A 25,511-nucleotide genomic window follows, 5' to 3' on the forward strand; every position below is an offset into this window, starting at 1 on the left:
CCGACCGCCATATCGGAGTATTGCGCTCAGCGAGAACGGATCCCCCTAGGATCGCGCGGCGACCGTATCCCCGGACCGCCGCACCGACGCGGGCAACGCGGTCGAATCCGGGCCATCCAGCCGATATCGCGCGCCTCGATGCTCGCTCGGGAGCCTGTCTCCCCGGCCGAACAGGGCGTTGCGCAGTGTGCCCGGCACATATTCGGTCGGATAGACGCCGCGCTCGGTCAGCACCGGAATCACGTGCCGCATGACATCCTCGAAACTGCCCGGCGTTATCGCGTACGCGAGATTGAATCCGTCCACATCGGTATCGTCGACCCATTCCTGCAACCGGTCTGCGACGGTACTGCCGGATCCGACGAATACCGGTCCCATTCCACCGATCGCGCCCCAGCGCCCGATATCGCGGACCGTCCATTCCCGCCCGTCGTCGTCGAATTCTTGGAATGCGGCGACGGCCGATTGGATCGCATTGCTCTCAACCTGGCCGATCGGATCGTCCAGATCGTATTCGGACAGGTCTATTCCCATCCACCCGGACATGAACACCAGCCCGCCCTCCACGCTCGCGTATTCGAGATACTCCCGATGCTTGTGCTCGGCCGCCTCGTCGGTGGCGTCGGTGATGACGGTGGCCAGGGCGTAGACGCGCGCCGAATAGGGATCGCGCCCGGCCTCGCGCAGCGCCTGGCGAATCCGCGCGACGGTCTGCGCCACAACCCGTTTCGACGGCCCCGCGATGAAGATCGCCTCGGCGTTCTCGGCGGCGAACCTGGTGCCGCGCGGCGAGGCGCCCGCCTGATAGATCACCGGCGTACGCTGCGGCGACGGTTCGGACAGGTGGATGCCGGGCACGGTGTAATGCGTGCCGTGGTGCCCGATGTGGTGCACCTTGGCCGGATCGACGTAGACTCCCGCCGCGGCATCGCGCACGACCGCGTCGTCCTCCCAGGAACCCTCCCACAGCTTGTAGAGCACCTCCAGGTACTCGTCGGCCTGGTTGTATCGCTCGTCGTGGTCGAGTTGATCCGCGGCGCCGAAATTCCTTGCGGCCGAGGGCAGATAGCCGGTCACCACGTTCCAGCCCAGGCGTCCGCCGGTCAGGTGATCGAGCGTGGACAGGCGCCGGGCGAACGGATACGGATGCTCGAAACCGGTGCCGGTGGTGATGCCGAAGCCGAGATGCGTTGTCACCCCGGCCATCGCCGATACCAGCAGCAGCGGATCGGCGACCGGAATCTGCGCGCCCTGACGCAGGGCGGCGGTATCGTCGCCGCCGTATACGTCGTAGGTACCCAGGACGTCGGCGATGAAGATCCCGTCGAATCGACCGCGTTCCAGTAGTTTCGCCAGATCGGTCCAGTAGCCGAGCTCCTTGTAGCGGTGTGATTGATCCTCCGGATGCCGCCACAGCCCCGGGGACTGATGCGCGACACAGTTCATGTCGAAGGCGTTGAACCGGATTCGGCGGGGCTCGCTCATCGCGCGACCCCCTGGGCCGTCCGCTCGCCCGCGCTCCAGCCGAACGGCAGCTGTGTGCCGTTGAGCAGGTGATCACCGATCGCCCTGGCCTTCTGGATCGCGGGATTGTGCACCGAGATGGTCCGGGCGTTGCGCCAGTGCCGATCCAGGCGCAGTTGTTCGGACACGATCGACGCACCGCCGACCTCGAACAACCGGGTGGTGGCCGTCAGCACGGTGTCGATCACGGTGAGTTGCGCCTGGGCCGAGACGAGTTCCACGCCGATCAGTTCGTTCTCATCGCTCGCACCGGCGTCCAGCACGGCGTCCAGACGATCGGCGACCGCGAGCACACTGGCCCGCGCCGAGAACGCCGCGGCCGACAACTGGCCGATCACCTGCTGCACCAACGGATCCTGCCGGGGCAGGTCCGCGGCGGCGTGCGTGTACGCCCGGGTGCGCTCGGCGACCCAGGCCCGCACATCGCTCTCCGCCCGGCGGGCGATCCCCGCGAGCACCGCCAACTGCACCAGCTGGAGATAGGCCGTGGCGTAGGTGGGCCCGGATACGCCGTAGCCGGGACCGAGAATCCGATCCGCCGCGATCGCCACGTTGTCGAATTCCGTTGTCCCGCTGGCAGTGAGACGCTGCCCGAAGCCGTCCCAGTCGTCGTGCCGGCGCACGCCCTCGGCCGCGGCGTCGACCAGCACGCCCACCCGCTCACCGTCGCGATCGGCCGCGGCGACGATGTAGTCCGCGTACAACGAGCCGGTGCTGTAGTACTTCACGCCGTTGAGCCGCCAGCCCGCGCCGTCCGGGGTCAGGCGCGTGCGGTACCGATCCACCGCCCCCACACCCGGTTCGGTGATCGCGTTGCCGACCAGGGCGCCCGATCCCGCCGCGCGCAGCCACTGCTCGCGCGCTGGGCCCGGCTGGGCGAGCAGCTGATCCTCGACGAAGGAGAAGTGCACCCGGAGCGCCTGCGGCAGATTGGATTCCGCGGCGGCCAGGTCGATCAGCAGCCCGAACAGCTGACGCACACTGGCGCCGTGACCGCCGTATTCGGCGGGTACCCGCAGGGCCCCGAAGTTGGCCTCACGCAGCCAGCCCACCTCCTCGTACGGCAGGCGGCGGTCGATCTCGCGCTGGACCGCGCCGACGGCGATCCGGTCGAACACGGGCGCGAAGATCTCGTCGAGTTCGCGATCGGATACGGCATGTGGAGCAGTGGAGGTCATCCTCCGACGATCGCGCGAGCACGGACTTTGCTCACGGGTTACGCGCATCGGGATCGAAACGCCCCCACACGACGACCGTGCTACCAGAACGCCGGAACCAGCCCCCAGGCGCCGAACTCCGCCCGCACATGGGCGCGCAGTGTTGCGGTGGACGGGAAGGCATCCGGGTCGGCGCCGATCACGGCGAGGGTGACCTGCTCGTCGTCACTGGACCAGGACATGCTCAGGCCGATCTCGGTCCGGCGGAAGAACTCCGTGTCGCGCGGCCGGATGATCGGCCGCATGACCACCCTGCGGGCCCGGACCCCGCCGATGGTCGCGACGGATTCGGTGGCGCTGCCGAGGTTGGTACACAGGCATATCGGCGCTTTCGATGTGCGCACGAATCGACGGGCGATGACGTCCGGGATCACCATCTGCAGGGGTTGCAGGTGTTGCAGCGGAGGTGTGGAGGCCGGATCGTCGTAGGCCGTCATGGCCTGTTTCGTCATCGCCCGGATCAGCGCGAGGTCGGCCGATTCGCCCTCGGTGTAGGGCACCGAGATCGGAATTCCGGTGGTGGCGTTGCCCCGCGGGTCATCGGGCCCGCGCATCATGCGCGGGATGTCGACGCGGACCGATGCCCCGTCGCCGAGGCGGCCGGACCGCCCGAGGATGCCGACCGCGGTGCCGATCATCAGCCCGTTGGCCGTGCCGCCGTATTTCCGCGCGACCGAATTCCACTGCACTAGCGGAACATTGACGATCAGCTGGGCGGGCGCGTAGTGATCGGACGGGTAGTGGGGAGGCTGGGGATCGCGGGGTATGCGACCCGGCTCGGTCACCCCGCGAGCACGGTAGGCACCGGCGATCCCCTTGCCGATGGCCCACACCTGCCCCGTCGCATCGGCGAGGTCTGCCCGCCACCGCCCACCCTCGGGCCGGTCGCGGACGTGGCGACCGGAGCTGTCGGACCGGCTCGGCTCGAGCCCCCGGCCGAGCCGGTCGAGCGCGTCGGACAGGGCGACGAGCCCGGCACTGCCGTCCGCTCCCACGTGGGACGCCACCAGGGACACCACCATCCCGCGCCCGACCGGCGCCGCCGACAGCCGCCACAGACTCCCGTCCGCCGGGTCGAAGTCGACCTCACCCTGCTGCGACAGCCACTCGATGACCCGGTCCTCGGCCACCGGCTCCTGCTGCCAGGTGAGCGGGACGGTCGCCGTCGACGGCTCCCACCACGGCCGGGCGAACGGCACCCGGCCGCGCACGACCCGGCGGGCCAGGAATCCGTGCGCCAGGTGCCGATGCAAGGCGGTGAGGGTGTCGCGGTCGAGCGGTTCGTCGAACCACCAACCCATCTGGTTGAGCAGCACCGAGCCGAACAGCCGGTGCACCTTCCAGAACAGGTCGTCGTCGGCGGTGAGGCGATTCACCCGCGCCGCGGCCCTCATCCGTACACCTGCGCGCGGACCCGCTGAACCGGCCGGTAATCACCGGTGCGCGCGATCTCGGCGAGGACATGCTGAATCCGGTCCGCGTAGCCGGACAGCCGTTCCCATGTCGCCGGCGCGTCGGGCGCGCCCAGTGCCAGGAAATACTCGGTGGCGTTGCGCCCCAGCCATATTCCTAATGAGGACGTGACGCCTTCGGCGGAGAACAACCGGGTGTCGGCGGTCTCCGGCGCGGCGGCGGCCGGCCGGCGCAGATCGAGCACCGTCACGAAACCCGGGTCGCGCGTGGCGATTTCACGACCCGATGCCACCAGTCGCCCGATCGCGCCGTGCGCGGGCACCCGCGCCAGCGTCCGGTTGCGCTCCAACGCGGCCCGCACGACCGGCACGAGCGCCGTGAAACTCGCGTTCGGCGGCACCTGGAACGACAGCGGAACGAAATTACAGAACCAGCCCTGGGCCCGGGCGAACCGGTTTCCGCAGCGTGTCGCGACGACGTTCAAGGTCCAGAATCGCTCCTCGGCCGTCAGCTCGTACTGTGCCAGCGCAAGCGCCGCGAACAGTGCGACGGACAGCGATGCGTCGAGGTCGGCGAGCACGGCGTCGAAGGCGCGACCCTGTTCGGCGTCGAGCAGGGTCCGGCTGCGGATGGTGCGGGAATGACGCGTGCCGTGCTCGATGCCCAGATCGATCCCGGCAGCCGGAAGACGGTAGCCGACCTGGGCCAGCTCACGATCCCAGAGCGGGAACAGGGCTTCGGCCAGCGCATCGTCGGCGCGGGCGCGCTCGTCGATCGCGTAGTCGGCGCTCGAATCACCGGAGATCGCCCGCTCCTGGACCCGTCCGGCCAGCGCGGCCGCATACCGGTCGGTGAGTTCGAGGGATGCCAACGCCTGGGACATGCCGTCGCTGAAGGCGTGATCGGCGACGAAGACCACCTCGAACCCCGCCGGGCGCACGATGGCGGCCACACTCAGGCCGGGCCAGTCGAACGGTGTGATCGTGGTGGCGAAGTAGTTCGCCAGGGCATCGGTCCATTCGGTGCCGCCGGTCGGCTCGGTGAGCTCGGCGGCCTCCAGTTCCACGCCGTCCGGCTCCAGCACATGCCGGACGAATCCGTCGCCGGTGGGCTCGAACCAGGTACGCAGGCCGTCATGGGCCTGCACGAAACCGGTGACCGCCGCGACCAGCGCATCGGCGTCCAGAACGCCGGGAATATAGGTGACGACACCGAGATACGTCGACTCGGTCGGAAATATCAACGCCGCCTGTAGATGGTCGTGCTGGAGAAAGGTCGGCGGCACGGCGGACGCCGGCGCGGACCGGGCCGCCGCCGCGGAAACGACCGTGGGCCCCAGGACAATCGGGCGATCGGTCACCTCGAGAGTTTCGCGCAAACCACCGATTCGCATCAGGCCACCTCGTTGTGCACTGCCGCCAGTGGGGCATACGGTTCCATGGGCAGGGCATCGGCCCCCGCACCGCGCAGGACGGCGGTGAATTCGTCGACGAATCGCTGTACCGCCTCGGGCGGATACGATGTGCAGAAACGGGCGGATATATTCAAACCCGCTGCGGCCCGGACGATCCAGAAATAGATTTCGCCGCTTCCGTAGGCGTCGGCACGCAGGGCCCGGCCGCGCAGGCCGGTGATGAGTTCGTTGTCCGGAAGCCTGGTGATGTCGACGAACGATACGACGAAGCGCGGAGCATCCTCGACACCCAGCAAATCGAATACCCGGGTCGCGGGCGCTGCGGCGAGCGCCCTGGTCCGGCGCAGACTGGTATCGGCCGCGGCCAGCGCGGCCGGGAATTCCCCGCCTGCCTCGCCGACCGGACCCACCGAGATGGTCAGCGGGACGATATTGACGAACCAGCCCATCGATTCCGACCAGCGCAGATCGGGCCGGGTGGCCACCGGCATGATCGCGCGAAAAATCGGAGATCCGCTCGTCGCGCGCGCGGCGAGCGCGAGGGCCGCGAAGATCGCGGGCGTGAGCCGGTAGCCGGCCGCCGCCGCGGCCGTTTCCACGACGCGGATGTCGGAATCGTCCAGCAGCCACCGGGATACGCTGGTCTGCGGCCCTGTCACCGGTTCGGCAGCGTCCCCGAGGTCGCCGGGTACCGGCTCGAAGCGGGGAAACCGGCCGCCGGACTCCGCGAGGAATTCGCGCCAGAGATCGACCGCCGGGCTTTCGGGAGTCAGCGCGTCCGCGGCCTGCCGCTCGAGCGCGGCGTAATCCGCCGCGCTGGCGAACGTGTCGGAGCGGCGGCACGCGGTTCCGTTGAGCAGGGCGCGATAGAGCGCACGCAATTCGGGCACCAGCAGCACCTGACCGTAGGCGTCCATGACCGAATGGTCGGCGGCGACCAATACCGTGAAATCACCGGTGTTTTCGTGCTCGATCGTGGCGATGAGGCAATGCGGCCAGGTCAATGCGGACAGCCGCTGTTCCAGGATCGTATTCAGGTAATCGTTGATTTCCGCGGAGGCGGTCACCTCCGGGATCCACTCGGCGACAATGGTGATATCCAACGCGGCGCAGGTCGATCGCGGGGGTTCGGTCTCACGGTTCACCATCGGTGCGACCGTCGTGCGCAAGCCCTCGTGGCGCGCATGCCACATCCAGGTCAGATCGCGGATCAGGCGCCGGTCGAACGGCGCGTCCATTTCGAAGACGGTACCGATCCAGCGGCCTCTGCCGGGTGCCGGATCGGCGGCATCGAGCTCACGTAGATATTTTGTGTGACCGCAGGTCAACGGACGGTCGTCCGCCTGCCACCCGGTGCCGGGCAGTAACGCGGCGCTCCACAGCGTCAGGGAGCCGGGTCTTATATCGAAATGGGACAGCACAGTGTATTCCATTGTTCCCTCGGTTATTTCAACGAACCATGGACGGGTCTGCGCTGACCGGTCGTCGTGACGATGTGAATTTTTCTGGCAACGACAGTAATTGTGTTACCCCCAACGAATGATAGCCGGGTGATCACCCAGCTACCAGAGTGTTAACCATCACATTCAGTCCTTGCGAGGACAACTTAATGAGCAGTTAAGAATTGATGAACTCCCCTGTCGCAAACGGTATAACACCAGTTGATTACCTCTACTAACGAGCGAAGTGGCGGCACACTGGAAGCTCTCGGCGTAATTCTGACGCCGATAATCGAATACTGCAGAATTACTGCATCATCGAACTGGCACACTCCTGGCACACAACCCACGGAAAGCAGGTCTCACCCGGCGGGAGCTGGACCGGACCAGCACGGCCGGTAGCAACGTGCAAGTCGTGAGCACTCCGCGACCGTCCGGCCAGGTTAAGAAACACAGAGATTTCAACCAGTGACCAGCCCACCCGGGGTTGGCAGCATCGGATGTTGGATCGCCGACCTTCGGCCCCACCAACCTGTCCACATCACCGCATGAGGTACCGCGTTGTCTTCGACTACCCTGCGGCCGACATCCGTTCGCCCGCGTCATCTGCCATCGGCCCGCTGGGCCCGGATGGTCAGTCCGGTGCTGATCGTGGTGGTGTGGCAGCTCGCCAGCAGCACCGGCATCCTGCCGCAACGCCTGCTCACCGCCCCGACGACCGTGGTCAGCACCGCGATCGACATCACACGCGACGGCACGCTGCCGCACGCGATCGTGATATCCCTGCAACGCGCGGTGATCGGCTTCGGCATCGGCGCGGTGGTCGGCATCGGACTGGCCCTGATCGCCGGGCTGAGCCTGATCGGCGAGCAGATCCTCGATCCGCCGCTGCAGATGCTGCGCATGCTGCCGTTCTACGGGCTGATCCCGCTGTTCATCCTGTGGTTCGGTATCGGTGAGCTGCCCAAGGTCGTACTCGTGGCATTCGGTGTCGCGATCCCGTTGTACATCAACACCTTTGCCGGAATCCGCAGTGTGGACGGGAAACTCGCCGAACTCGCGCAGGTGCAGCAGCTGTCGAAATTCGGGCTGATCCGGCACATCGTGCTGCCCGGCGCGCTACCGCAGGCGCTGGTCGGCCTGCGGCTGGCACTCGCGGCCTCCTGGCTCGCCCTGATCGTGGCCGAACAGGTCAATGCCGATGCGGGCCTGGGCTATCTGATCGACAACGCCCGGGATTTCCTGCGCACCGACATCATCGTCGTCGGACTGCTGGTCTACAGCCTGCTGGGCCTGATCACCGATTCGATTGTGCGACTCATCGAAAGAAAGGCGCTGGCATGGCGACGCGGATTCTTGGCGAGCTGAGCGCGACGGCCGCCGCCCCGGAAACTCCCGGCCCGGCGCCCGTCGCTCGAATCCGGGGCCTGACCAAGGCATTCGGCGATCGAACGGTACTGGACGGCATCGACCTGGACATCGACCGCGGCGAGTTCGTCGCACTGCTGGGCCGCAGCGGCACCGGCAAGTCCACCCTGCTGCGCGCGCTGGCCCGCCTGGACACCACCCACGAGGGCGAGCTGAACGTGGACGGTGACGTCGCCGTCGCCTTCCAGGAACCACGCCTGGTGCCGTGGAAGCGGGTGCACGCCAACATAACGCTCGGGCTGCGCCGCCCGAATCCGCAGAAGGCGGCCCGGGAAGCGCTGGCGGAGGTCGGTCTGACCGAGCGCGCGGACGCCTGGCCCCTGACGCTGTCCGGCGGTGAGGCACAGCGCGCCTCCCTGGCCCGGGCGCTGGTCCGCGAGCCGGATCTGCTGCTGCTCGACGAACCATTCAGCGCCCTGGACGCATTGACCCGCATCACGATTCATTCGCTGGTGCTCGAGCTGTGGTCCCGGCACCGTCCGGGTGTGCTGCTGGTCACCCATGATGTGGACGAGGCGCTGCTGCTGGCCGATCGAGCCCTGGTGCTGGGCTCGGGCCGCATCGCCAAGGAGATCACGGTCGACCTTCCTCGCCCGCGCCGCCGCGAACACCCCCGATTCGCCGCCCTACGCGCCGAATTGCTCACCGAACTCGGCGTCAGCGCCGAAGAAGGATTCGCATGATCACACGCAAACTGTTTGCCGCGCTTGCGCTGACCGCCGCTCTGGCCACCGCCGCATGTTCGTCGAACGACGGGTCCGATGCCGCGGTCCGCACCGACGGCAGCGTCGACCTGTCGAAGGTGACGCTGAATCTCGGTGATCAGAAGGGCACCGGCCTCCAGGCCCTGCTCCAGGCCTCCGGTGAGCTGAAAGACGTTCCGTACCACATCAATTGGTCGCAATACACCTCCGGCCCGCCGATCCTGGAGGCGATCAACTCCGGTGCGGTCGACTTCGGGGCCGTCGGCAACGCACCCCCGGTGTTCGCCGCGGCGGCGCATTCGGCGATCAAGATCGTCACCGGCTACGCACAGGGACTCGGTGGCCAAGATATTCTGGTACCCAAGGATTCGGCCATTCACACCCCGGCGGACCTGCGCGGCAAGAAGATCGCGGTGGCCAAGGGCAGCTCCGCGCACTACCACCTGCTCGAGGTGCTGGCCAAGAACAACCTGAAATTCGGGGACGTTCAGGCCGAATACCTGCAACCGGCCGACGCGCTCGCGGCGCTGTCCACCGGGCGTGTCGATGCCTGGGCGATCTGGGACCCCTACTCGGCGCAGGGACAGCAGCAGGCCGGCGCGCGAATCCTGGTCGATGGCAACGGCTATGTCGGGCCGGACTCGTACGGCGTCGCGGGTACCAAGGCGCTGGCGAGCAAGGCCAAGACCGCGGCCCTGCACGATCTGATGCAGCGCATCTCCAAGGCGCACGGCTGGGTGGACGCTGATCCGGACCAGTGGGCGCAGACCTACGCCCAGACCTCCGGGTTGCCCCCGTCGGTCGCCACCGTCGCGGTGAAACGCGACCTCTACACCGATCATCCGTTGAACGCCGCGTCCATCGCCTCCGAGCAGCAGGTCGCCGACGCCTTCGCCGGTGCCGGGCTGATTCCGGGCAAGGTGACGATCTCCGACTACGTCGACACCCGCTTCAACGATTTATTCCCCACCACCCCCTGAACGGAGCGTGCCTCGAATGAGCCTGTCCTTCCACTGGTTTCTGCCCACCTACGGCGACTCGCGCAATCTGATCGCGGGCGGCCACGGCACCTCGATGCGGGGTGACCGCCCGGCCTCGCTGCGTTATCTCAACCAAATCGCCGGCGCTGCGGAGGAAAACGGATTCGAGGGTGTACTCACCCCGACCGGCGCCTGGTGTGAGGACGCCTGGCTCACCACGGCGATGCTCGTGGAGACCACCGAGACACTGAAGTTCCTGGTGGCGTTCCGGCCGGGCCTGGTCAGCCCGACGCTGGCCGCGCAGATGGCCGGAACCTTCCAGCGGCATTCGAACGGGCGGCTGCTGCTCAACGTCGTCACCGGCGGCGAGCCGCACGAGCAGCGGGCCTACGGCGACTTCCTGGACAAGGAGCAGCGTTACGAGCGCACCGGCGAATTCCTGCATGTGGTGCGCGAACTCTGGTCCTCGCGGGAGCCGATCAGCTTCGAGGGCAAGCATCTTCGCGTGCAGGACGCCCTGCTGAACAACCACCCCGACCCGGTGCCCCCGGTGTTCTTCGGCGGTTCCTCCGCCGCGGCCGGTCCGGTGGCCGCCCGCTACGCCGATACCTATCTCACCTGGGGTGAACCGCTTTTCGCGGTGAGCAAGAAGCTGGAGTGGATTCGCAGCCTAGCGGTGGACCACGGCCGCAGGCTCGATTACGGCCTGCGCATCCACGTCATCACCCGCGACACCTCCGAACAGGCCTGGGCCGAGGCGGATCGGCTGCTCGAGTCGATCGATCCCGCGGAAATCGAACGCGTCCAGTCGAATCTGGCCCGCTCCGACTCCGAGGGGCAGCGCCGGATGACCGAACTGCACGGCGGCAGCACCGATCGACTGGAGATCGCCCCCAACCTGTGGGCGGGCGTCGGCCTGGTCCGCGGTGGTGCGGGCACCGCCCTGGTCGGCTCGCACGAAGAGGTGGCCGAGCGCCTCATCGAATACTCCCGCCTGGGCATCACCCAGTTCATCCTGTCCGGCTACCCGCACGTCGAGGAGGCGTACTGGTTCGGCGAGGGCGTGCTGCCGATCCTGCAGCGGCGCGGCCTGTGGAAGCCCGCCATCGAGCGCCCCGCCGGCCCGACCGGAACCCCCTTCGCCGGAACCTTCACCGAGGCCGCCGCCAGCAGCAGCTGACCAACCGGGGCATAAAGGTTCCGGTGGCGTTGACGCCGCCGGAACCTTTGCTTTTCCAACGGCATTCAGCATTCGCTTCAGCCGGACGAAAGTCCGACATAGTACCGCGAAAATCGACCTTCTCAGAATTGGGAATACCCCGCCGGGGACGACATCTGATCCACCCCGTCGACAGAGGCCATTTCGCTGTCTTCTCCGTCACAAGAGCGAGAGACCGGAAGTATGTAATGCTCTGCGGCAGGGCGGCGCCGGAGCATCGCGGGGATACGAATCCAACCGACCGACAACATGATTCGTCATCATCTTCAGCGCCCGGAGTTTATCCGAAACGCCAGCACTTAACTGTGGGCCGGGTCTCGATAGGATTCGAGCCACGTTGATCCTGGTCAGACACCGGATTAACGTTCCAACTGCAATGAGCACCGACGCCGTTGCAGCCGTTCATTGTAGGAAATTCACCGCACGTGTACGAACTCACATACTTTCGCACAGTGCGATGTAAAAATCGGTTGGAATAATGATCTCTTCGACAATTTGGCAGGTAAGCGATGATTCAGCAGGCCAAACCGCACTCGAGCGGCGGCCCAATTATATTGCGGTACAGGCTGGTTCGGCACCCTGGCCCGGCACGGGCGCGCCTGGCATGGGCGAAATAGCCGCGGCCTTCGCGGGGGCGCTCGCCGTCGTCCTGATGTTCCGTCCGTGGCTGACGGCATCCGGCCCGAAAGGCCGACTGAGCTCGAATGCTTTCGGCCAACTCAACGGCGCGAGCGAGAGTTTCACCAGCTGGCTACCGGGCGGCGGTAGTCAGGCGCAGATCAGTGGTTGCTGGGCGATCCTCGCCACTCTCACCGCGATGGTGACGATCACGGCCGTGGCGCTGAATCTGAAATATCGCAGCAGCGAACTGTCTTTTCTGGTGCTGTGTTCGGCCGTCGCCACCGCGATTTTCGTGCTCGCCGATCTGTTGTACCTCGGCGGCGAGACAACGGACCTGCGCACAATGGTCGAGAGCGATCAAGGGGGCACCGGCGGCATCATGGGACTGTTCCAGAGCAACGACACATCGCAGCAGAGCACACAGATCACGAGCGCGGGTCTCGCCGCCGCCGCCCTGCTCGGCGGCGCGATCGCATTCGGCGGCGCGCTGACGGCGGTCGCCTCGAGTCTTCGCAAGCGCACCGGCGCACAGGCTCCGATCGAACAGCAAGGGTGAGCAGCACTCGATGATCCAGGCACGTAGGCCCGATGCCGGAGCTATTTCGCTTTGGCCGCAGCCTTCGCCTGCTTCTTGAATTCCCTTACCTGCGAGAGCGATTCGGCGTCGGTCACGTCGGCGACCGACCGTCGCGAACCCTTGTCTCCGTAGGCCCCCGCCGCCGCCTGCCATCCCTTCGGCCGCACCTCACGCTGTTTTCCCAACAGCGCCAGGAAGATTCGCGCCTTCTGATCGCCGAACCCGGGCAGCGCCTTCAGCCGCTTCAAAACCTCTTTGCCGTCGGGATCGCCGTCGGTCCACAGGTTTTCGGCCTGCCCGTCGTAATTCTCCATCACATATCGGGCCAGCTCCTGCACCCGCCGCGCCATCGATCGCCCGTACCGGTGAATGGCCGGCGGCGTGGCGCCGAGCTCCTCGAATTCGTCCGGATCGGCCTCGGCGATCCGCCGGATATCGAATCCGTCCATTCGCTCGGCGAGCTTGCGCGGCCCCCGGAACGCGTGCTCCATCGGGAACTGCTGGTCGAGGAGCATTCCGACCAGCAGGGCGAAATTGTCGCGAGAGAGCAACTCGTCCGCCTCCGGCTCCTGCGCAAGACACAGCTGAGTGACCATGGCCGTAATTATGACGCCTCGCACAATGAAACCGGCGGGTAGCCACCCCTGGCACGTAGGCTCTGCGCATGCCTGACACTCTGGTGAGACCCACAGTGGACATGGCGCCGACAGATAGAACGGCAAGAGATATGGCGCCCACACACAGCACCGCAACTCCCGCCCGCCGACCGGACCGGTTCGACCGCGACGGGCACGACCAGCTCATAGACGTCCGCGACCTGCAGGCCGCGCTCCCCGGAATTCACGGACTGCGGTCCTGGGCCCATGAGGCCCTGGCCGTCGCGCCCGGGGAGAGCGCGGTCGATATCGGCTCCGGCAGCGGATCGGAGGTCCTCGCCTTCGCCGAGGCGGTCGGACCCACCGGCCATGCGGTCGGCGTGGAACCCGACCCGAATCTGCTCGCCGCCGCCGAACGCCGCGCCGCCGAGGCCGCCTCGACCGCGAAATTCGCCACCGGCGACGCCTACGGCCTGCCCTTCGGCCCGGAGTCCTTCGACGCCGCGCTGTGCGAGCGGGTCCTGCAGCATCTGACCGCGCCCGCCCGGGCCGCCGCCGAGATCGCGCGTGTGCTGCGGCCCGGCGGCCGGGTCGTGGTGATGGACAGCGACTGGGGCACCGCGATCGTGCATCCCGGCAACCGCCAGGTGGTGCACCAGGTGATCGAGACGCTGGTCACCAACACCACCAACCCGTTCTCCGGCCGCCGCTTGTCCGGGCTGCTGCACCGGGCGGGCTTGGTGATCGATGAGGTCGGTTCGCACGCGCTGGTACAGGACGCCGGCTTCGGGGCCGGTGCACTGGTGGCCCGCATCTCCGCTATGGCGGTGGCGCGCGGCGCGATCACCGAGCAGCAGCGCGAGGATCTGCTGACCGATCTGGAACGCGGCGCCGAGTCCGGGGACATCCACCTGTCGGTGACCATGTTCGCTGTCTTGGCACACAAGCCGGAATAGATTCCGACGACGCAGGAGGCCGCCCCGCGCGATATCGAGCGGGACGGCCTCGTGTCGACGGGATCCTACTTCTCGATCAGCTTCTCGGTCGCCGCGAGCAGTACGCAGGTGGCCAGCCCGTCCATCGCCTTCTCCAGATCGGCCAGCGGCGGGAAGCTGGGCGCGATGCGAATGTTCTTGTCCTCCGGGTCTTTTCCGTAAGGATAGGCCGAACCCGCCGGGGTCAGCGCGATTCCGGCCTCCTTGGCCAGGGCGACGACCTTGGCCGCGGTGCCCTCGAGCACATCGAGGCTGATGAAATAGCCGCCCTTCGGCTCGGTCCACGACGCGATCTTGGACGCGCCGAGGCGCTCCTCCAGAATTCGCAGGACCAGCTTGAACTTCGGCTCCAGGATCGCCCGATGCTTCTGCATGTGCGCGCGGACACCGTCGGCGTCCTTGAAGAACTTCACGTGGCGCAGTTGGTTGATCTTGTCCGGGCCGATGCTCTTCTTGATGGCATTCTTCAGATACCAGTCCAGGTTGGCGGTGGAGCCGCCGAGGAAGCTGACCCCCGAACCCGCGAAGGTGATCTTCGAGGTCGAGGCGAAGACGATGGGGCGGTTGGGGTTTCCGGCCGCCGCGGCCATGCCGAGCACATCGAGCGAGGGCTCGGCGGTATCGGTCAGCGGGTGTACCGCATAGGCGTTGTCCCACAGGATCCGGAAGTCCGGAGCCGCCGCGGGCATCGAAACCAGTTGGCGCGCACTCTCTTCGGAAATGGTGACGCCGGTGGGGTTGGAGTAGTTCGGCACCACCCACATGCCCTTGATCTGCGGATCGGTCGCCACCAAATCGGCGATGGTGTGCACGTCCGGGCCGTCGGGGCCGATCGCGATCGGGATCATCTCGATGCCCAGCGACTGCGTCATCGTGAAATGCCGGTCGTAGCCGGGGTACGGGCACAGGAACTTCACGACCGGCTCGTCCACCCAGCGACGCGCGGAATCGGGGGTGCCGTAGAGCAGTGAGAAGGTCACGATCTCGTGCATCAGCTCGAGGCTGGAGTTGTTGCCGGCCAGCAGATTGGCCACCGGAATGCCGAGCAGCTCGCCGAAGATCGCGCGCAGCTCCGGAAGTCCTTGCTGACCACCGTAATTGCGCAGATCGGTACCCGCGGCATCGCGGAATTCACCGCCCGGCAGGGTGAGCAGATCCTGGGATAAGTCGAGCTGCTCCGGCGAGGGCTTGCCTCGGGTCAGATCCAGCGTGAGCTTCTCGGTCTGGAGCTTCGCGTAGTTCGCGGTCTGCGTCTCGTGTTCGGATACGAGTTCCGCATGGCTCATCAAACCGATCTGCGTTTGCCGGGGCATCACTCAACAGCCTTTCCAAGCAGCGACGTGGGAGATTCAAGGACGGGGCCGAGCCAGTCCAGGCGTCCACGTTACTCGGGAACCGGGCAGATGGGGCAAGGGGAATTGTGACACCCGCTCCACCCGGCGGGTTCGCGGTGAATGGGATATAAGGGGACCCCGCGCACCCGGCAGAGCCCGTTGACCCTTGCTGCCTTCCGGCCCTGGGGGAGTTCACAGGATGCGCGCCGCGCGGGATCCGTCCGAAAGTGTAGCGGTTCGCCCCGCACCGGTTCTACAGGGGGGTTCGGGAAGGCGCCCGGACGGGTGCGGTCGTGCGGAAAATCGTGCGCGACGTCACGCTGTCGACTCGCTACGATCTCTCAGACGTTTTCTCCAGGGGGCTTCGGCGCCATGACCGAGGGATGAAGTGTGACAGACAACCCGCCGCAGGATCCGCCCGACGACGAATTGCAGTGGTGGTCCACGCCCGCGACCAGTAGTTCGGGCGCCTCGGTCACCGGCGCGGACCCGACCATCCTGGGCGCGGGTCACCAGTTCGGCACGTCGGGTCAGCAGTTCGGCGCCCCGGGTTACGCACAGCCCTACGCCCAGCAGCCGCACTCCCAGCAGTCCTATCCACAGCAGAGCTACGCACCGACGTCGTACGTGCAGCCGACACCGGGGCCGCAGCCGATCGCGCAGGCACAGCCCGGATACACCGGTCAGCAGTATCCACAGCCGCCCCGGCGCAACAACAACGCGCTGTGGATCATCGGCGGCGTGGTCGGCGTGGTGGTGATCATCGCGGTCGTGCTCGTCATGGTCACCGTGCACGCGACGAACAACGCCACCAACTCGCTCCTGGGCACCAAGAAGATCGACGGCAACTACGCCATGAGCAACGTCACCAACGCGTGCAGCCTGGTCGACCTGACCGTGCTGAGCCAATGGGCGCCCACCCCCAAGCCCAATCCGGAGCACACCGAACATGCCCCCGACGGCACGATCGGCGGCGGTTCGCTGGAGTGCAACGCCAACTACCAGGGCGCCGGGCAGTACAGCACCAACGGCGCCGAACTGGATCTGGACGTCGAATTCCAGAGCTCCTTCGGCTCGCCGGACTACAACATGTGGAAGGACGAGGACACCAAGACCACTGGCACCGGCCGCGACTCCGGTACCCTCACCGGCCTCGGCGAACAGTCCTACTACGCCACCTACGAACAGGACTACTCCAGCTTCGACGTGCTGGAATACACGTGCGCCACGATGGACTCGAACCTCTCGGCCAAGATCAGGTTCCGGGTCGAGTCCGACAACCCCGCCAACAAGACCGACCTCGCCACCACCTGCAAAACCCAGTTGAAGAAGGTCCTGACCGGCCTGCACAAGTAACCGTGTATCGCGGCGATTCCACCCCCCTGACAGGCCCGTTTGGTAACCGACGGGGGTAAACCGGTATATTGCTCGACGGAGGATTCGCCTAGTGGCCTATGGCGCTCGCCTGGAACGCGGGTTGGGTTAACGCCCTCAGGGGTTCAAATCCCCTATCCTCCGCCAGCACGCGGCCCGGGTCGGAGCAGTGATCACTGTTCCGACCCGGGCCGTAGTCGTTCGCGAGGACCGCCAGGTTGCCCCGTGCGCACACCTCCGTCAGGCGCGTCGGTCCCGGACCTGCATCAGTGCACCGAGCAGGATCATCGCCGCGCCCAAGGCGGCCGTGATCCACAGGGAGGCCCGCAGTCCGCCGGTGAGATCGTCGGCGGCGAGCGTGCCGAATAGTGCTACGCCCAGGGCGCTTCCGCACTGGCGGGCCGAATTCAGTAGGCCCGAGGCCAATCCCGAGCGGGACGGGTCGACGCCGGCCAGTGTTTCGGACGTGATCGCGGGGACGAGCGAACCCAGTGCGAAGCCCAGAACCGCCAGTGCGACAGCAAGTGTCGGGTACCCCAGGTCGAGGGCCAGCGCGAGCGTCAGGGCCGCGGCGGTCGCCGCGGCGGTGCTCATCTGCAACACCCGCGCCGGACCGAATCGCCGGATCACGCGTGCCGCAATCAGATTCGCCGCGACGATCCCTGTCATCAACGGCAGGAAGGCGAGTCCGGCGGATTCGGCGGAATAGTGCCGGATGTTCTGGAAATACAGCGCGAACACGAACAGCAGCCCGTACACGCCGATGTTTATCAAGAATCCGACCGCCACCGAGATCGTCAGCCGATGTGACCGGAACAGTCCGAGCGGCACCATCGGATCAGACGATATGCGTTCGGCCGCAATGAATCCGAACAAGGCGAGGATAGCTGTCGCGAACAGTGCGACGGTACTCGAACCACCCGTATCCCCCATCCGGATCACCGCCGCGACCAACGCTGCCACGCAGAGGGCGATGAGGATCTGGCCGGGCAGATCGACGCGGCGGCGGGCGATCGCCGATTCACGCACCGTCATCGACGTGAGCACGATGCTGACGGCGACAACCGGCACATTGATCGCGAAAACGGCTCGCCAGCCGAGAGTGTCGACCAGGACGCCACCCACGATCGGACCGAGCGCCATCGCGGTGCTGCCGCCCGCGGCCCAGAGGCTCACCGCCTGTACCCGGCGTTCGGGTGCGACATTGTGATTGAGCAGCGTCAGGCTGGCCGGGAACAGCATTGCCGCACCGATCCCCTGGCCCACTCGCGCCGCGACCAGTTCGCCCATGTCCGGCGCGAGCGCACAACCGATCGAGGCCACCCCGAACAACACCATCCCGGCGATGTAGATGCGGCGGGCGCCCAGGAGATCACACAGCGCACCGGCGGTGAGCAGCAGTGTCGCCAATGTCAGCGTGTAACCGTCGATCACCCACTGCAGTGCGGCGACGGAGCTGTGCAAGTCAGCGTGGATGGCGTGGGTGGCGACATTGACCACACTGACGTCCAGCTGGACCAGGACCACGCCGAGGCTGAGCGCCGCGAGCATCCACGGCCGGGTGGCCGGCGGCGCGGTGGTGATCGGAACAGAGCGAGCGAGCACGGGCAGGGACCTTTCGAGTCGGGCCGATCCTCCATTGCGTCCCAACTCTGCCCCGAGAACAGTTCGGCGAGTGCCGAACTATTGCGTCTTCGCTGTTCGAACGGCTGCATGCACCCAGATGATCGGTGCCGCACATCCGCAGAATCGGGCGGTCGAGCGGGATGTGCGAGAAGTCCCTGGGCGGCACGGCGCCGAGCAGGCGTAAGAGGCCCGGACTCCACTCAGCCGCGCAGCGCGGTGACGGTTTCGGTAAGGGCGGTGTTCACGAGGTCCGCGTACACATCGATATCGGGTAGGACGGCGGGATCGGCGTGAACGGACACCGTGACCGTCGCACCCAATCCGTGCACACCGTGAGTCAGGTGCATCACCGCGCCGAGCGCCGGGAAGCCGCCCGTGAAACGGACGGGACCGCCACCGAAGCTCAGGTCGGCGGGTCCGCGGTTCACGCTCGAGATCACGGTGTTGCCGGACAGGGCGTCGGGTACCAGGTCGAGGGGGTAACCGGCGATGTCGCGGCGCAGCAGTGAAGCCGGAATCACCTCGCTCACCCGAGCCTGCGCCCGCAACAGCGGATGGTCGGCACGGGTGCGACGGGCGGTGAGTTCGGCGGCGATCCGATCGGCGCGCCGGCGCGGATCGGATTCATCCACAGGCAGTTCGATGCCCAGGTCGACGTAGTTGTTGCGTACCCGATCGGTCTTCTTGTCCACAGGTCGTGCCATGGACACCTGTGCACCGAGTCGTTCGGCCGGCGCGCCGTGCTGTCTCAGATATCCGGACAGAGCCGCCGCGATCGCCGTCAATGCCACCACCGTCACCGTGCGGCCGGGCACCCGCAGGTCGTCGCGAACGATCATGCGCACCGCATGCGCGGTCGGCGGCGGCGGGCGGTTGAGTGATGTCGGCGGGAAATTCGTTGCGGGCGGGGGTATATCACCGCGCCCAGTAAGAACCTCCAGCATCCGCCGGGCCCGCTCGGCCGCCAGGCCACGCAGGATCGTGCGGATCACCCGGACCGGCAGGCCGACAAGCGCGCGCATCTCGTCCGGCAAGTCATTGATCGGCACGGATCCGAATACGCCTCTGTTCACATCGCCACCCGTGGAGCGCGTCACCCGCATCCGATCCACGAGCGCCGACGTGGACGAATCATCCCCAGCCGCTCTCGGGTCACCGCACTCGTCCGGCGTCGTCCACAGCGCCCGCGCGATCGCGGCCGCACGCTGACCATCCGCCAACGCGTGCGAGACCTGAAGCACAGCGACGAGCGCAGGGGCATCCTCGCCAGGGGCCGACCGCACCCCGCGGAACAGGTGCAGCCGCCACGGCTGTACATCCGCCCGCAGCCCGTCAGACAGCAGACCACCAACCGCGTCGACAACATTCGACCAGGTTGCCGCCGGCAGCTCATGGTCGACGACCTGATCCTCGCGGATATCGCACGACACCCACGCCGGATACGCCCAGCGCCGCTCCCGCACCCGTACCCACAGATCCGCGACCGTCGCGGAGCGCGCGAGCACATCGGCCCGCAATCGGTCGAACGAGCGGCCGGTATCGGTGAAGCAGTACAGCAGGAACAGATCGTCGCAGGCGCGCCGAGACAGCCAGAACCTCGTCGCATCCTGCGGTGCCAGCGAATCCACGCGGACGACGATAGCTATGCCCCGGCGATCCACGACAGCCCGGCTGCTCGTTCGGGGGCACGCGACGGCCGGCAAATAATACGCGAATGCCGTGAATCGCTACCGAATATACGGTCTCGTTCGACCTATCGATTCGCGCACCACCGAGTGCTACGCTGCGTAGTAGAAGCCAGATCAGAACAATCTATCCCGGGGCGGGGTGACTGTCGTGGCAGTGCGCAATGGCCTCATCGGCCGCAAGCTCGCCGAACAGGCGGATTCGGCGGATCAGCGATATCGGGCGGCCAATTTCGTCAAGAGATCCATCAACAAGGTCTTTCCGACACATTGGTCGTTCCTGCTCGGCGAGATAGCGCTGTACACGTTCATCATTCTGCTGCTGTCCGGCGTGTATCTGACCCTGTTCTTCGACCCGTCCATGGGCGAGGTCACCTATAATGGCGCCTATCAGCCATTGCGCGGTGTGGGGATGTCCCGGGCCTACGAGTCGGCCCTGAACATCAGCTTCGAGGTGCGCGGCGGACTATTCGTCCGGCAGGTACACCACTGGGCCGCACTGCTTTTCACCGCATCGATGATCGTGCACCTGTGCCGGATCTTTTTCACCGGCGCGTTTCGCAAACCGCGCGAAGCGAATTGGGTGATCGGCTCGATCCTGTTGATCCTGGCCATGTTCGAGGGCTTCTTCGGCTATTCCCTGCCCGACGACCTACTCTCGGGCACCGGCCTGCGCGCGGCTTTCAGCGGCATCATGCTCGGCACCCCGGTGATCGGGACCTGGCTGCACTGGCTGATCTTCGGCGGGGATTTCCCGGGCACGCTCATCATTCCGCGCCTGTACATCGCGCATGTGCTGTTACTGCCCGGGATCATGCTGGCGCTGATCGTCGCCCATATCGCGCTCGTCTGGTACCAGAAGCACACACAGTTCCCGGGTCCGGCACGCACGGAGCGCACCGTGATCGGCACCAGGATCGTGCCGGTCTTCTCGATCGATCAGGGCGCGTTCTTCATGTTCACCCTCGGTGTCGTCGCGGTCATGGGCGGCGTACTGCAGATCAATCCGATCTGGAATCTGGGCCCCTACAACCCCTCTCAGGTCTCCGCGGGCACACAGCCCGATTTCTACATGATGTGGACCGACGGATTCCTGCGCCTGCTACCGCCGTGGGAGCTCTACATCTTCGGCCACACGATCCCCGCCGCCTTCTGGGTCGCGGTCATGATGACGCTGGTCTTCATCGTGCTGATCAGCTATCCGTGGATCGAGAAACGCCTGACCAAGGACGTCACCCGGCACAATCTGCTGCAACGACCGCGCGACGTCCCCGTCCGCACCGCGATCGGCGCCATGGCGCTGACCTTCTACGGGACGCTGACCCTGGCCTGCGTCAACGACATCATCGCATTCAAATTCGACATCTCGCTCAATGCGACGACCTGGTTCTTCCGGATCGCCCTGCTGCTCGCGCCGCCCCTGGCCTATACCGTCGCCTACCGGGTGTGCATCGCGCTGCAGCGCAGCGATCGCGCGGTGCTCGAACACGGCATCGAATCCGGTATCGTCCGGCGACTGCCGCACGGTGAGTACATCGAGCTTCATCAACCGCTGGGACCGGCGGACGGGCACGGACATCCGATCCCGCTGGAATATCAGGGCGCGGCCGTGCCGAAAAAGCTGAACAAATTGGGCCTGTCCGGCAAACCGGGCCTGGGTAGTTTCTTCCGCGCCGATCCGCGACCGGAGATCGAACAACTCACCGAGGTCGAACGCACTCAGGAACACGAACAACTCGCGGTGCTGCGCAGCCGCCAGGACGGCGAGGGCTGAGTTCACATCCGGCGCCGGATTCCGGGACGGACCCGCGAAGACCCCGAGCCGTATCGACCCGGGGCCCGTTGCGGCAGTCTGTCGGGCTCGTCCCGACAGCTACCGTGTCACCCCCGCGACAAACGCATCCCATTCACCGGAGGTGAATCCCAGCACGGGCCCACGCCCGTGATCCTTGGTATCCCGAACAGCGACATTGCCGTCGAGCAGAAATGCGACCTCCACGCAGTTTCCGTCGGGACCACTGTGTCTGCTCTTACGCCATTCGGCGCCGGTTGTCTCAACCTTCACGGAACTTGCTCCTTTGCTGCATCGAGACGAGAATTAACTGGCTCATCCGTTGTGCTGCGGGATCACGCCATTGGCTCCCGCCACCAGGCCCACTTCGGACATGGTGCTCAACTCATGACGCGCGGTGCATGTCCACTTCGTGCACCTTGCCGGGGAATTGCCCCGCTGAGCACAGTAGCAGGTTTCCGCAAAGTTGCGCCGACCTCTTTTCGATTTCAAGTATGCGCAACCTACCAGTACGGAACGGTTAAATTTGTTTGCGGAAATATAACCAGCAAACTTTTATAGGCACGCCAAACATAATGCGGTACATAATTCGGTTAAAACTCCGGCGGCGCCTACCGCCCGGGCAATCACCGGCGACCGCGACCATGGATCATGGAACCGTGGTGGAACGAGATCGAGATGACGCCGGAATTGCCCGCAATGCCCGGCCCAGGGACCGTTTCGGGCGTCCGCTACCGCCCGGCAGCCCTGGCGTCGAGCGGATTCCGGACAACCTCGACCTGACCGCCGAGGAGACTCTCGACTACGCCCAGCGCCTGCTGGACGACGGTCTGGCCTTCAACGCACACGAGGTGCTCGAGGCGGCATGGAAGAACGGGCCGTTCGCCGAAAGGATGCTGTGGCAGGGTCTGGCCCAGTATGCCGTGGGTCTGACCCATCTCCAGCGAGGCAACGCGAAGGGCGCACGGACCCTGCTCGAACGGGCCGTAAGCCGCCTGGATGCCTCTAGGCCGTGGCCGTACGACATCGACGGTCCAGCACTGATGGCATACGCCGAGCGACTTTTGGACAACCTCGACACCGGACGTGAGATCGATATCGACCATCTGAATCCGCGTCTACGGGGCTGAACATGGTGACCGCACGCGGCGGCGGCCGCTTCGCCCCCAGCCCGTCGGGCGATCTACATCTGGGCAACCTGCGCACGGCGCTGCTGGCGTGGTTGTTCGCCCGCTCCACCGGGCGCGCCTTCGGCATCCGGATGGAGGATCTGGATCGCGTGCGCCCCGGCGCCGCCGAACGACAGCTGGCGGATCTGGCCGCCCTCGGCCTGGACTGGGACGGCCCGGTGGTTCGGCAGTCCGAGCGCACGGCGCTGCACCATGCGGCCATCGATCGGCTCTCCGCGGCCGGAATGACCTACGAATGCTATTGCACCCGAAGGGAAATACTGCAGGCTGTCACGGCGCCGCACGGACCGGTCGGCGCGTATCCGGGCACCTGCCGCGATCTCACCGACGCCGAACGTGCCGAGCGACGGGCACAGGGTCGCCCCCCGGCACTGCGATTGCGTTCACGGACAACCGAATTCGAGATCGTCGACGAGCTCTGCGGCGCATATCGGGGCCTGGTCGACGATTTCGTGCTGCGCCGCGGCGACGGCATGCCCGCCTACAACCTGGCGGTCGTGGTCGATGACGCGGATCAGGGGTTCGACCAGGTAGTCCGCGGTGACGACCTACTCGCCTCCACACCCCGTCAGGCATATCTGGCCACCCTGCTCGGGTGGGAGGTGCCGCATTACGCGCATGTCCCACTTGTGCTCAACGTCGAGGGGAAGAGACTGGCCAAACGCGACGGCCCGGTCACTCTCGCCGACCGGTTGGCGCTGGGTCAGACTCCACGCCAAGTGTTTTCGCTGCTCGCAAGGTCGTTGGGGTACAACGCGACCGGTCCGGATCAGCTGCTCGCTCATTTCCATCCGGAGCATTTGCCGACGAAACCCTGGACACTCACCCCTGGGAGTGTGGTGTAACCGCGCGGGAGTCCGTAACGTACGGCCCAACCACAAAGCTACGACCACTCCACAAGGAACGACAACACACATGACCAGCGGTGGGTACGACCCCAACCAATATCCTCAAGGCGGGCAGCCGTACGGCCAGCCGTATCCGCAGCCTGGCCAGCCGAACCAAGGGCAACCGGGGCAACCCGGACAGCCGCCGTACGGGCAGCAGCCCTACGGCCAGCAGTATCCACAGGGTGGGCAACAGCAGCCCTATCCACAGGGTGGTCAGCAGGACCCGTACGGCCAGCAGCCGTACGGCGGTCCGGGTGCGGCTCCCTATGGGCAGCCGCAGGACGCCTACGGGCAGCAGGGCTACGGCCAGCCCGGCTACGGGCAACAGGGTTATGGGCAGCCCGGCTACGGCCAGCAGCAGCAGCCCTACGGCCAGCCCGGATTCGGAGCGCCGGGCCTGCCGCAGGGGACACGACCCGGCGAGCTGTGGCTCCGTTTCGCGGCGAGGTTCATCGACCAGCTGATCGTCGGGATTCCCGTCTCGATCATCTTCGCCCTGATATTCAGGTTCGGCAGCATCGAATTCAGTCTGCTGGAGGGTGTGGTGTCCACACTCCTGGTGTACGTGTACTTCATCGCCCTGGAAACCTCCATGGGGACCTCGCTGGGCAAGAAGATCCTCGGCCTGCGGGTAGTCGGACCGGGCGGCGGACAGCTGGACGCCGGGGCCTCGGCCAAGCGCAATCTGTTCCTCATCGCCTCGCTGATCCCGTGCCTGGGATGGCTCGTCGCCCTGGGCCTGTGGATCTACATCGCGGTGACCATCGAACAGGACCCGCTCAAGCAGGGCTGGCACGACAAGTTCGCCGGCGGCACCCTGGTCGTCAAGGGCTGAGCCGAAGCCTCGAAATACCAAGGGGCGCACCCATTGCGGGTGCGCCCCTTATCTGTTCCCGGGCTCAGCTGGTCGAGCTACTGTGCGTCGCGACCACGATGATGACAACGAAATAGACGATCCACAGCACGATCAGGCCCACGCCGACCCAGATCGCGGACAGGGCCAGCCCACGCCCGTTCTGGCCGCGCTGCTTGATCTGATTCATCGCGATGATCCCCAGGATGATGCCCACCAGCGAGGTGACCCCACAGGTCAGCAGCCCGCACAGGGATGCGACGAACGCACCGATCGCCAGGCCGTTCGTCGAGCGCGCCTGTGGATAACCATACGGCTGGTAGCTCGGCGCGGGGCCGTACCCTGCGGGTTGTGCATAAGGCTGCGGCGGAGGGGTCGCCTGTGGATAACTCGGGTACGACTGCACCGGCGGCGCCATCGGCTGGGCTGGATACTGCGGATTCGAGGGGCTCGAGGGGTATGTGGGATACGACGGTGTGGACGGGGGTGGCGGCACCGATGCTGTGGCCCCCGATTCCGACGACACGCCCTCACCGCCGTACTGCTTCCACCATTCGTCGGAATCGCCAGGATTCGTCATCAGCTCAGACTAGTCTGTGAGCCGACCTATTCGAAGTTCGATAACGGCCGGTATCGTCCC

Annotated in this window: 22 protein-coding genes, 1 tRNA gene and 1 other RNA gene; 12 read left to right on the top strand and 12 right to left on the bottom strand. The window is 66.2% G+C overall.

What is annotated here, in order from left to right; translation table 11 throughout:
• Positions 1 to 45: 45 nt before the first annotated feature.
• From JZ791_RS02105 to JZ791_RS02125, 5 genes are all read right to left on the bottom strand, one after another.
• On the bottom strand, positions 46 to 1,485 hold the full coding sequence (locus JZ791_RS02105; RefSeq protein WP_216892394.1) for an LLM class flavin-dependent oxidoreductase: 1,440 nt from the start codon (positions 1,483 to 1,485) through the stop codon (positions 46 to 48).
• On the bottom strand, positions 1,482 to 2,702 hold the full coding sequence (locus JZ791_RS02110) for an acyl-CoA dehydrogenase family protein (RefSeq protein ID WP_216892395.1): 1,221 nt from the start codon (positions 2,700 to 2,702) through the stop codon (positions 1,482 to 1,484). Before JZ791_RS02110 ends, JZ791_RS02105 begins: the two co-directional genes overlap by 4 nt.
• 80 nt (positions 2,703 to 2,782) lie before the next feature.
• Positions 2,783 to 4,135: a hypothetical protein gene (locus tag JZ791_RS02115; protein ID WP_216892396.1), complete on the bottom strand. Its 1,353-nt coding sequence runs from the start codon at positions 4,133 to 4,135 to the stop codon at positions 2,783 to 2,785.
• On the bottom strand, positions 4,132 to 5,547 hold the full coding sequence (locus tag JZ791_RS02120; RefSeq protein ID WP_216892397.1) for a condensation domain-containing protein: 1,416 nt from the start codon (positions 5,545 to 5,547) through the stop codon (positions 4,132 to 4,134). The genes JZ791_RS02115 and JZ791_RS02120 overlap by 4 nt, the downstream gene beginning before the upstream one ends.
• Entirely contained in the window at positions 5,547 to 7,001 is a 1,455-nt protein-coding gene (locus JZ791_RS02125) for a condensation domain-containing protein (RefSeq protein ID WP_216892398.1), read from the bottom strand. Before JZ791_RS02125 ends, JZ791_RS02120 begins: the two co-directional genes overlap by 1 nt.
• Positions 7,002 to 7,637: 636 nt before the next feature.
• Here JZ791_RS02125 and JZ791_RS02130 point away from each other — a divergent pair.
• The 5 genes from JZ791_RS02130 (at position 7,638) to JZ791_RS02150 (ending at position 12,515) form a co-directional block, all read left to right on the top strand.
• The gene (locus JZ791_RS02130) at positions 7,638 to 8,375 is read left to right on the top strand and encodes an ABC transporter permease subunit (protein WP_216892512.1); all 738 of its coding nucleotides are present in this window, start codon (positions 7,638 to 7,640) and stop codon (positions 8,373 to 8,375) included.
• Positions 8,348 to 9,118: an ABC transporter ATP-binding protein gene (locus JZ791_RS02135; RefSeq protein WP_216892399.1), complete on the top strand. Its 771-nt coding sequence runs from the start codon at positions 8,348 to 8,350 to the stop codon at positions 9,116 to 9,118. Before JZ791_RS02130 ends, JZ791_RS02135 begins: the two co-directional genes overlap by 28 nt.
• A complete protein-coding gene (locus JZ791_RS02140; RefSeq protein ID WP_216892400.1) occupies positions 9,115 to 10,119 on the top strand; it encodes an ABC transporter substrate-binding protein in 1,005 nt (334 codons plus the stop codon). Before JZ791_RS02135 ends, JZ791_RS02140 begins: the two co-directional genes overlap by 4 nt.
• A 16-nt stretch (positions 10,120 to 10,135) precedes the next feature.
• Complete coding sequence (locus JZ791_RS02145) at positions 10,136 to 11,299, top strand: LLM class flavin-dependent oxidoreductase (RefSeq protein ID WP_216892401.1); 1,164 nt, start codon at positions 10,136 to 10,138, stop codon at positions 11,297 to 11,299.
• A 643-nt stretch (positions 11,300 to 11,942) separates the two neighbouring features.
• The gene (locus JZ791_RS02150; RefSeq protein WP_216892402.1) at positions 11,943 to 12,515 is read left to right on the top strand and encodes a hypothetical protein; all 573 of its coding nucleotides are present in this window, start codon (positions 11,943 to 11,945) and stop codon (positions 12,513 to 12,515) included.
• A 41-nt stretch (positions 12,516 to 12,556) separates the two neighbouring features.
• Here the strand turns inward: JZ791_RS02150 and JZ791_RS02155 are convergent, their stop codons facing one another.
• Positions 12,557 to 13,132 (bottom strand): HhH-GPD-type base excision DNA repair protein, encoded by a 576-nt coding sequence (locus JZ791_RS02155; protein ID WP_216892403.1) that lies wholly within the window; start codon positions 13,130 to 13,132, stop codon positions 12,557 to 12,559.
• 131 nt (positions 13,133 to 13,263) lie between these two features.
• On the opposite strand from JZ791_RS02155, the gene JZ791_RS02160 reads away from it, so the two are divergent.
• Positions 13,264 to 14,088 carry a methyltransferase domain-containing protein gene (locus tag JZ791_RS02160; protein WP_216892513.1) on the top strand — a complete coding sequence of 275 codons (825 nt, stop codon included), beginning with the start codon at positions 13,264 to 13,266 and terminating at the stop codon, positions 14,086 to 14,088.
• A gap of 65 nt (positions 14,089 to 14,153) precedes the next feature.
• Here the strand turns inward: JZ791_RS02160 and JZ791_RS02165 are convergent, their stop codons facing one another.
• Positions 14,154 to 15,440 carry an aspartate aminotransferase type Ic gene (locus tag JZ791_RS02165; RefSeq protein ID WP_216892404.1) on the bottom strand — a complete coding sequence of 429 codons (1,287 nt, stop codon included), beginning with the start codon at positions 15,438 to 15,440 and terminating at the stop codon, positions 14,154 to 14,156.
• Positions 15,441 to 15,588: 148 nt separating this feature from the next.
• An RNA gene (ffs, locus tag JZ791_RS02170) (signal recognition particle sRNA small type) lies at positions 15,589 to 15,683 on the bottom strand.
• A 168-nt stretch (positions 15,684 to 15,851) separates the two neighbouring features.
• Here ffs and JZ791_RS02175 point away from each other — a divergent pair.
• Together JZ791_RS02175 and JZ791_RS02180 are read left to right on the top strand one after the other, a co-directional pair.
• Positions 15,852 to 16,817 carry a hypothetical protein gene (locus JZ791_RS02175; RefSeq protein ID WP_216892405.1) on the top strand — a complete coding sequence of 322 codons (966 nt, stop codon included), beginning with the start codon at positions 15,852 to 15,854 and terminating at the stop codon, positions 16,815 to 16,817.
• Between the two features lie 77 nt (positions 16,818 to 16,894).
• Positions 16,895 to 16,982 (top strand) — tRNA-Ser (locus tag JZ791_RS02180).
• 93 nt (positions 16,983 to 17,075) lie between these two features.
• On the opposite strand, the gene JZ791_RS02185 is transcribed toward JZ791_RS02180, so the two are convergent.
• Both JZ791_RS02185 and JZ791_RS02190 read right to left on the bottom strand, forming a co-directional pair.
• The gene (locus JZ791_RS02185; protein ID WP_216892406.1) at positions 17,076 to 18,440 is read right to left on the bottom strand and encodes an MFS transporter; all 1,365 of its coding nucleotides are present in this window, start codon (positions 18,438 to 18,440) and stop codon (positions 17,076 to 17,078) included.
• Positions 18,441 to 18,661: 221 nt separating this feature from the next.
• The gene (locus JZ791_RS02190; RefSeq protein WP_216892407.1) at positions 18,662 to 20,089 is read right to left on the bottom strand and encodes a WS/DGAT domain-containing protein; all 1,428 of its coding nucleotides are present in this window, start codon (positions 20,087 to 20,089) and stop codon (positions 18,662 to 18,664) included.
• A 208-nt stretch (positions 20,090 to 20,297) separates the two neighbouring features.
• On the opposite strand from JZ791_RS02190, the gene qcrB reads away from it, so the two are divergent.
• Entirely contained in the window at positions 20,298 to 21,920 is a 1,623-nt protein-coding gene (qcrB, locus tag JZ791_RS02195) for a cytochrome bc1 complex cytochrome b subunit (RefSeq protein WP_438804475.1), read from the top strand.
• A 99-nt stretch (positions 21,921 to 22,019) separates the two neighbouring features.
• Here qcrB and JZ791_RS02200 read toward each other — a convergent pair whose 3' ends face one another.
• Positions 22,020 to 22,211, bottom strand: a complete 192-nt coding sequence (locus JZ791_RS02200; RefSeq protein ID WP_216892408.1) for a DUF397 domain-containing protein — start codon at positions 22,209 to 22,211, stop codon at positions 22,020 to 22,022.
• Positions 22,212 to 22,597: 386 nt separating this feature from the next.
• Here JZ791_RS02200 and JZ791_RS02205 point away from each other — a divergent pair, with 386 nt between their 5' ends.
• From JZ791_RS02205 to JZ791_RS02215, 3 genes are all read left to right on the top strand, one after another.
• Positions 22,598 to 23,068, top strand: a complete 471-nt coding sequence (locus JZ791_RS02205) for a DUF309 domain-containing protein (protein ID WP_216892409.1) — start codon at positions 22,598 to 22,600, stop codon at positions 23,066 to 23,068.
• A gap of 2 nt (positions 23,069 to 23,070) precedes the next feature.
• Entirely contained in the window at positions 23,071 to 23,973 is a 903-nt protein-coding gene (gene gluQRS / locus JZ791_RS02210) for a tRNA glutamyl-Q(34) synthetase GluQRS (protein WP_216892410.1), read from the top strand.
• Between the two features lie 70 nt (positions 23,974 to 24,043).
• Entirely contained in the window at positions 24,044 to 24,853 is an 810-nt protein-coding gene (locus tag JZ791_RS02215; protein WP_216892411.1) for an RDD family protein, read from the top strand.
• 64 nt (positions 24,854 to 24,917) lie between these two features.
• Here the strand turns inward: JZ791_RS02215 and JZ791_RS02220 are convergent, their stop codons facing one another.
• Positions 24,918 to 25,451, bottom strand: coding sequence for a DUF4190 domain-containing protein (locus tag JZ791_RS02220; RefSeq protein WP_216892412.1), 534 nt, complete (start codon positions 25,449 to 25,451; stop codon positions 24,918 to 24,920).
• Positions 25,452 to 25,511 lie beyond the last annotated feature (60 nt).

The organism is Nocardia alni (assembly GCF_019038435.1).
Lineage (GTDB): Bacteria > Actinomycetota > Actinomycetes > Mycobacteriales > Mycobacteriaceae > Nocardia > Nocardia alni.

Coding starts and splice junctions, on each gene's coding strand:
- JZ791_RS02150 (WP_216892402.1), top strand. CDS start 11,943: ATGGGCGAAATAGCCGCGGCCTTCGCGGGGGCGCTCGCCGTCGTCCTG.
- JZ791_RS02165 (WP_216892404.1), bottom strand. CDS start 15,440: ATGCCCCGGCAAACGCAGATCGGTTTGATGAGCCATGCGGAACTCGTA.
- JZ791_RS02140 (WP_216892400.1), top strand. CDS start 9,115: ATGATCACACGCAAACTGTTTGCCGCGCTTGCGCTGACCGCCGCTCTG.
- JZ791_RS02145 (WP_216892401.1), top strand. CDS start 10,136: ATGAGCCTGTCCTTCCACTGGTTTCTGCCCACCTACGGCGACTCGCGC.
- JZ791_RS02125 (WP_216892398.1), bottom strand. CDS start 7,001: ATGGAATACACTGTGCTGTCCCATTTCGATATAAGACCCGGCTCCCTG.
- JZ791_RS02110 (WP_216892395.1), bottom strand. CDS start 2,702: ATGACCTCCACTGCTCCACATGCCGTATCCGATCGCGAACTCGACGAG.
- JZ791_RS02120 (WP_216892397.1), bottom strand. CDS start 5,547: ATGCGAATCGGTGGTTTGCGCGAAACTCTCGAGGTGACCGATCGCCCG.
- JZ791_RS02135 (WP_216892399.1), top strand. CDS start 8,348: ATGGCGACGCGGATTCTTGGCGAGCTGAGCGCGACGGCCGCCGCCCCG.
- JZ791_RS02155 (WP_216892403.1), bottom strand. CDS start 13,132: ATGGTCACTCAGCTGTGTCTTGCGCAGGAGCCGGAGGCGGACGAGTTG.
- JZ791_RS02130 (WP_216892512.1), top strand. CDS start 7,638: ATGGTCAGTCCGGTGCTGATCGTGGTGGTGTGGCAGCTCGCCAGCAGC.
- JZ791_RS02215 (WP_216892411.1), top strand. CDS start 24,044: ATGACCAGCGGTGGGTACGACCCCAACCAATATCCTCAAGGCGGGCAG.
- JZ791_RS02115 (WP_216892396.1), bottom strand. CDS start 4,135: ATGAGGGCCGCGGCGCGGGTGAATCGCCTCACCGCCGACGACGACCTG.
- JZ791_RS02105 (WP_216892394.1), bottom strand. CDS start 1,485: ATGAGCGAGCCCCGCCGAATCCGGTTCAACGCCTTCGACATGAACTGT.
- JZ791_RS02160 (WP_216892513.1), top strand. CDS start 13,264: ATGGCGCCCACACACAGCACCGCAACTCCCGCCCGCCGACCGGACCGG.
- JZ791_RS02220 (WP_216892412.1), bottom strand. CDS start 25,451: ATGACGAATCCTGGCGATTCCGACGAATGGTGGAAGCAGTACGGCGGT.
- gluQRS (WP_216892410.1), top strand. CDS start 23,071: ATGGTGACCGCACGCGGCGGCGGCCGCTTCGCCCCCAGCCCGTCGGGC.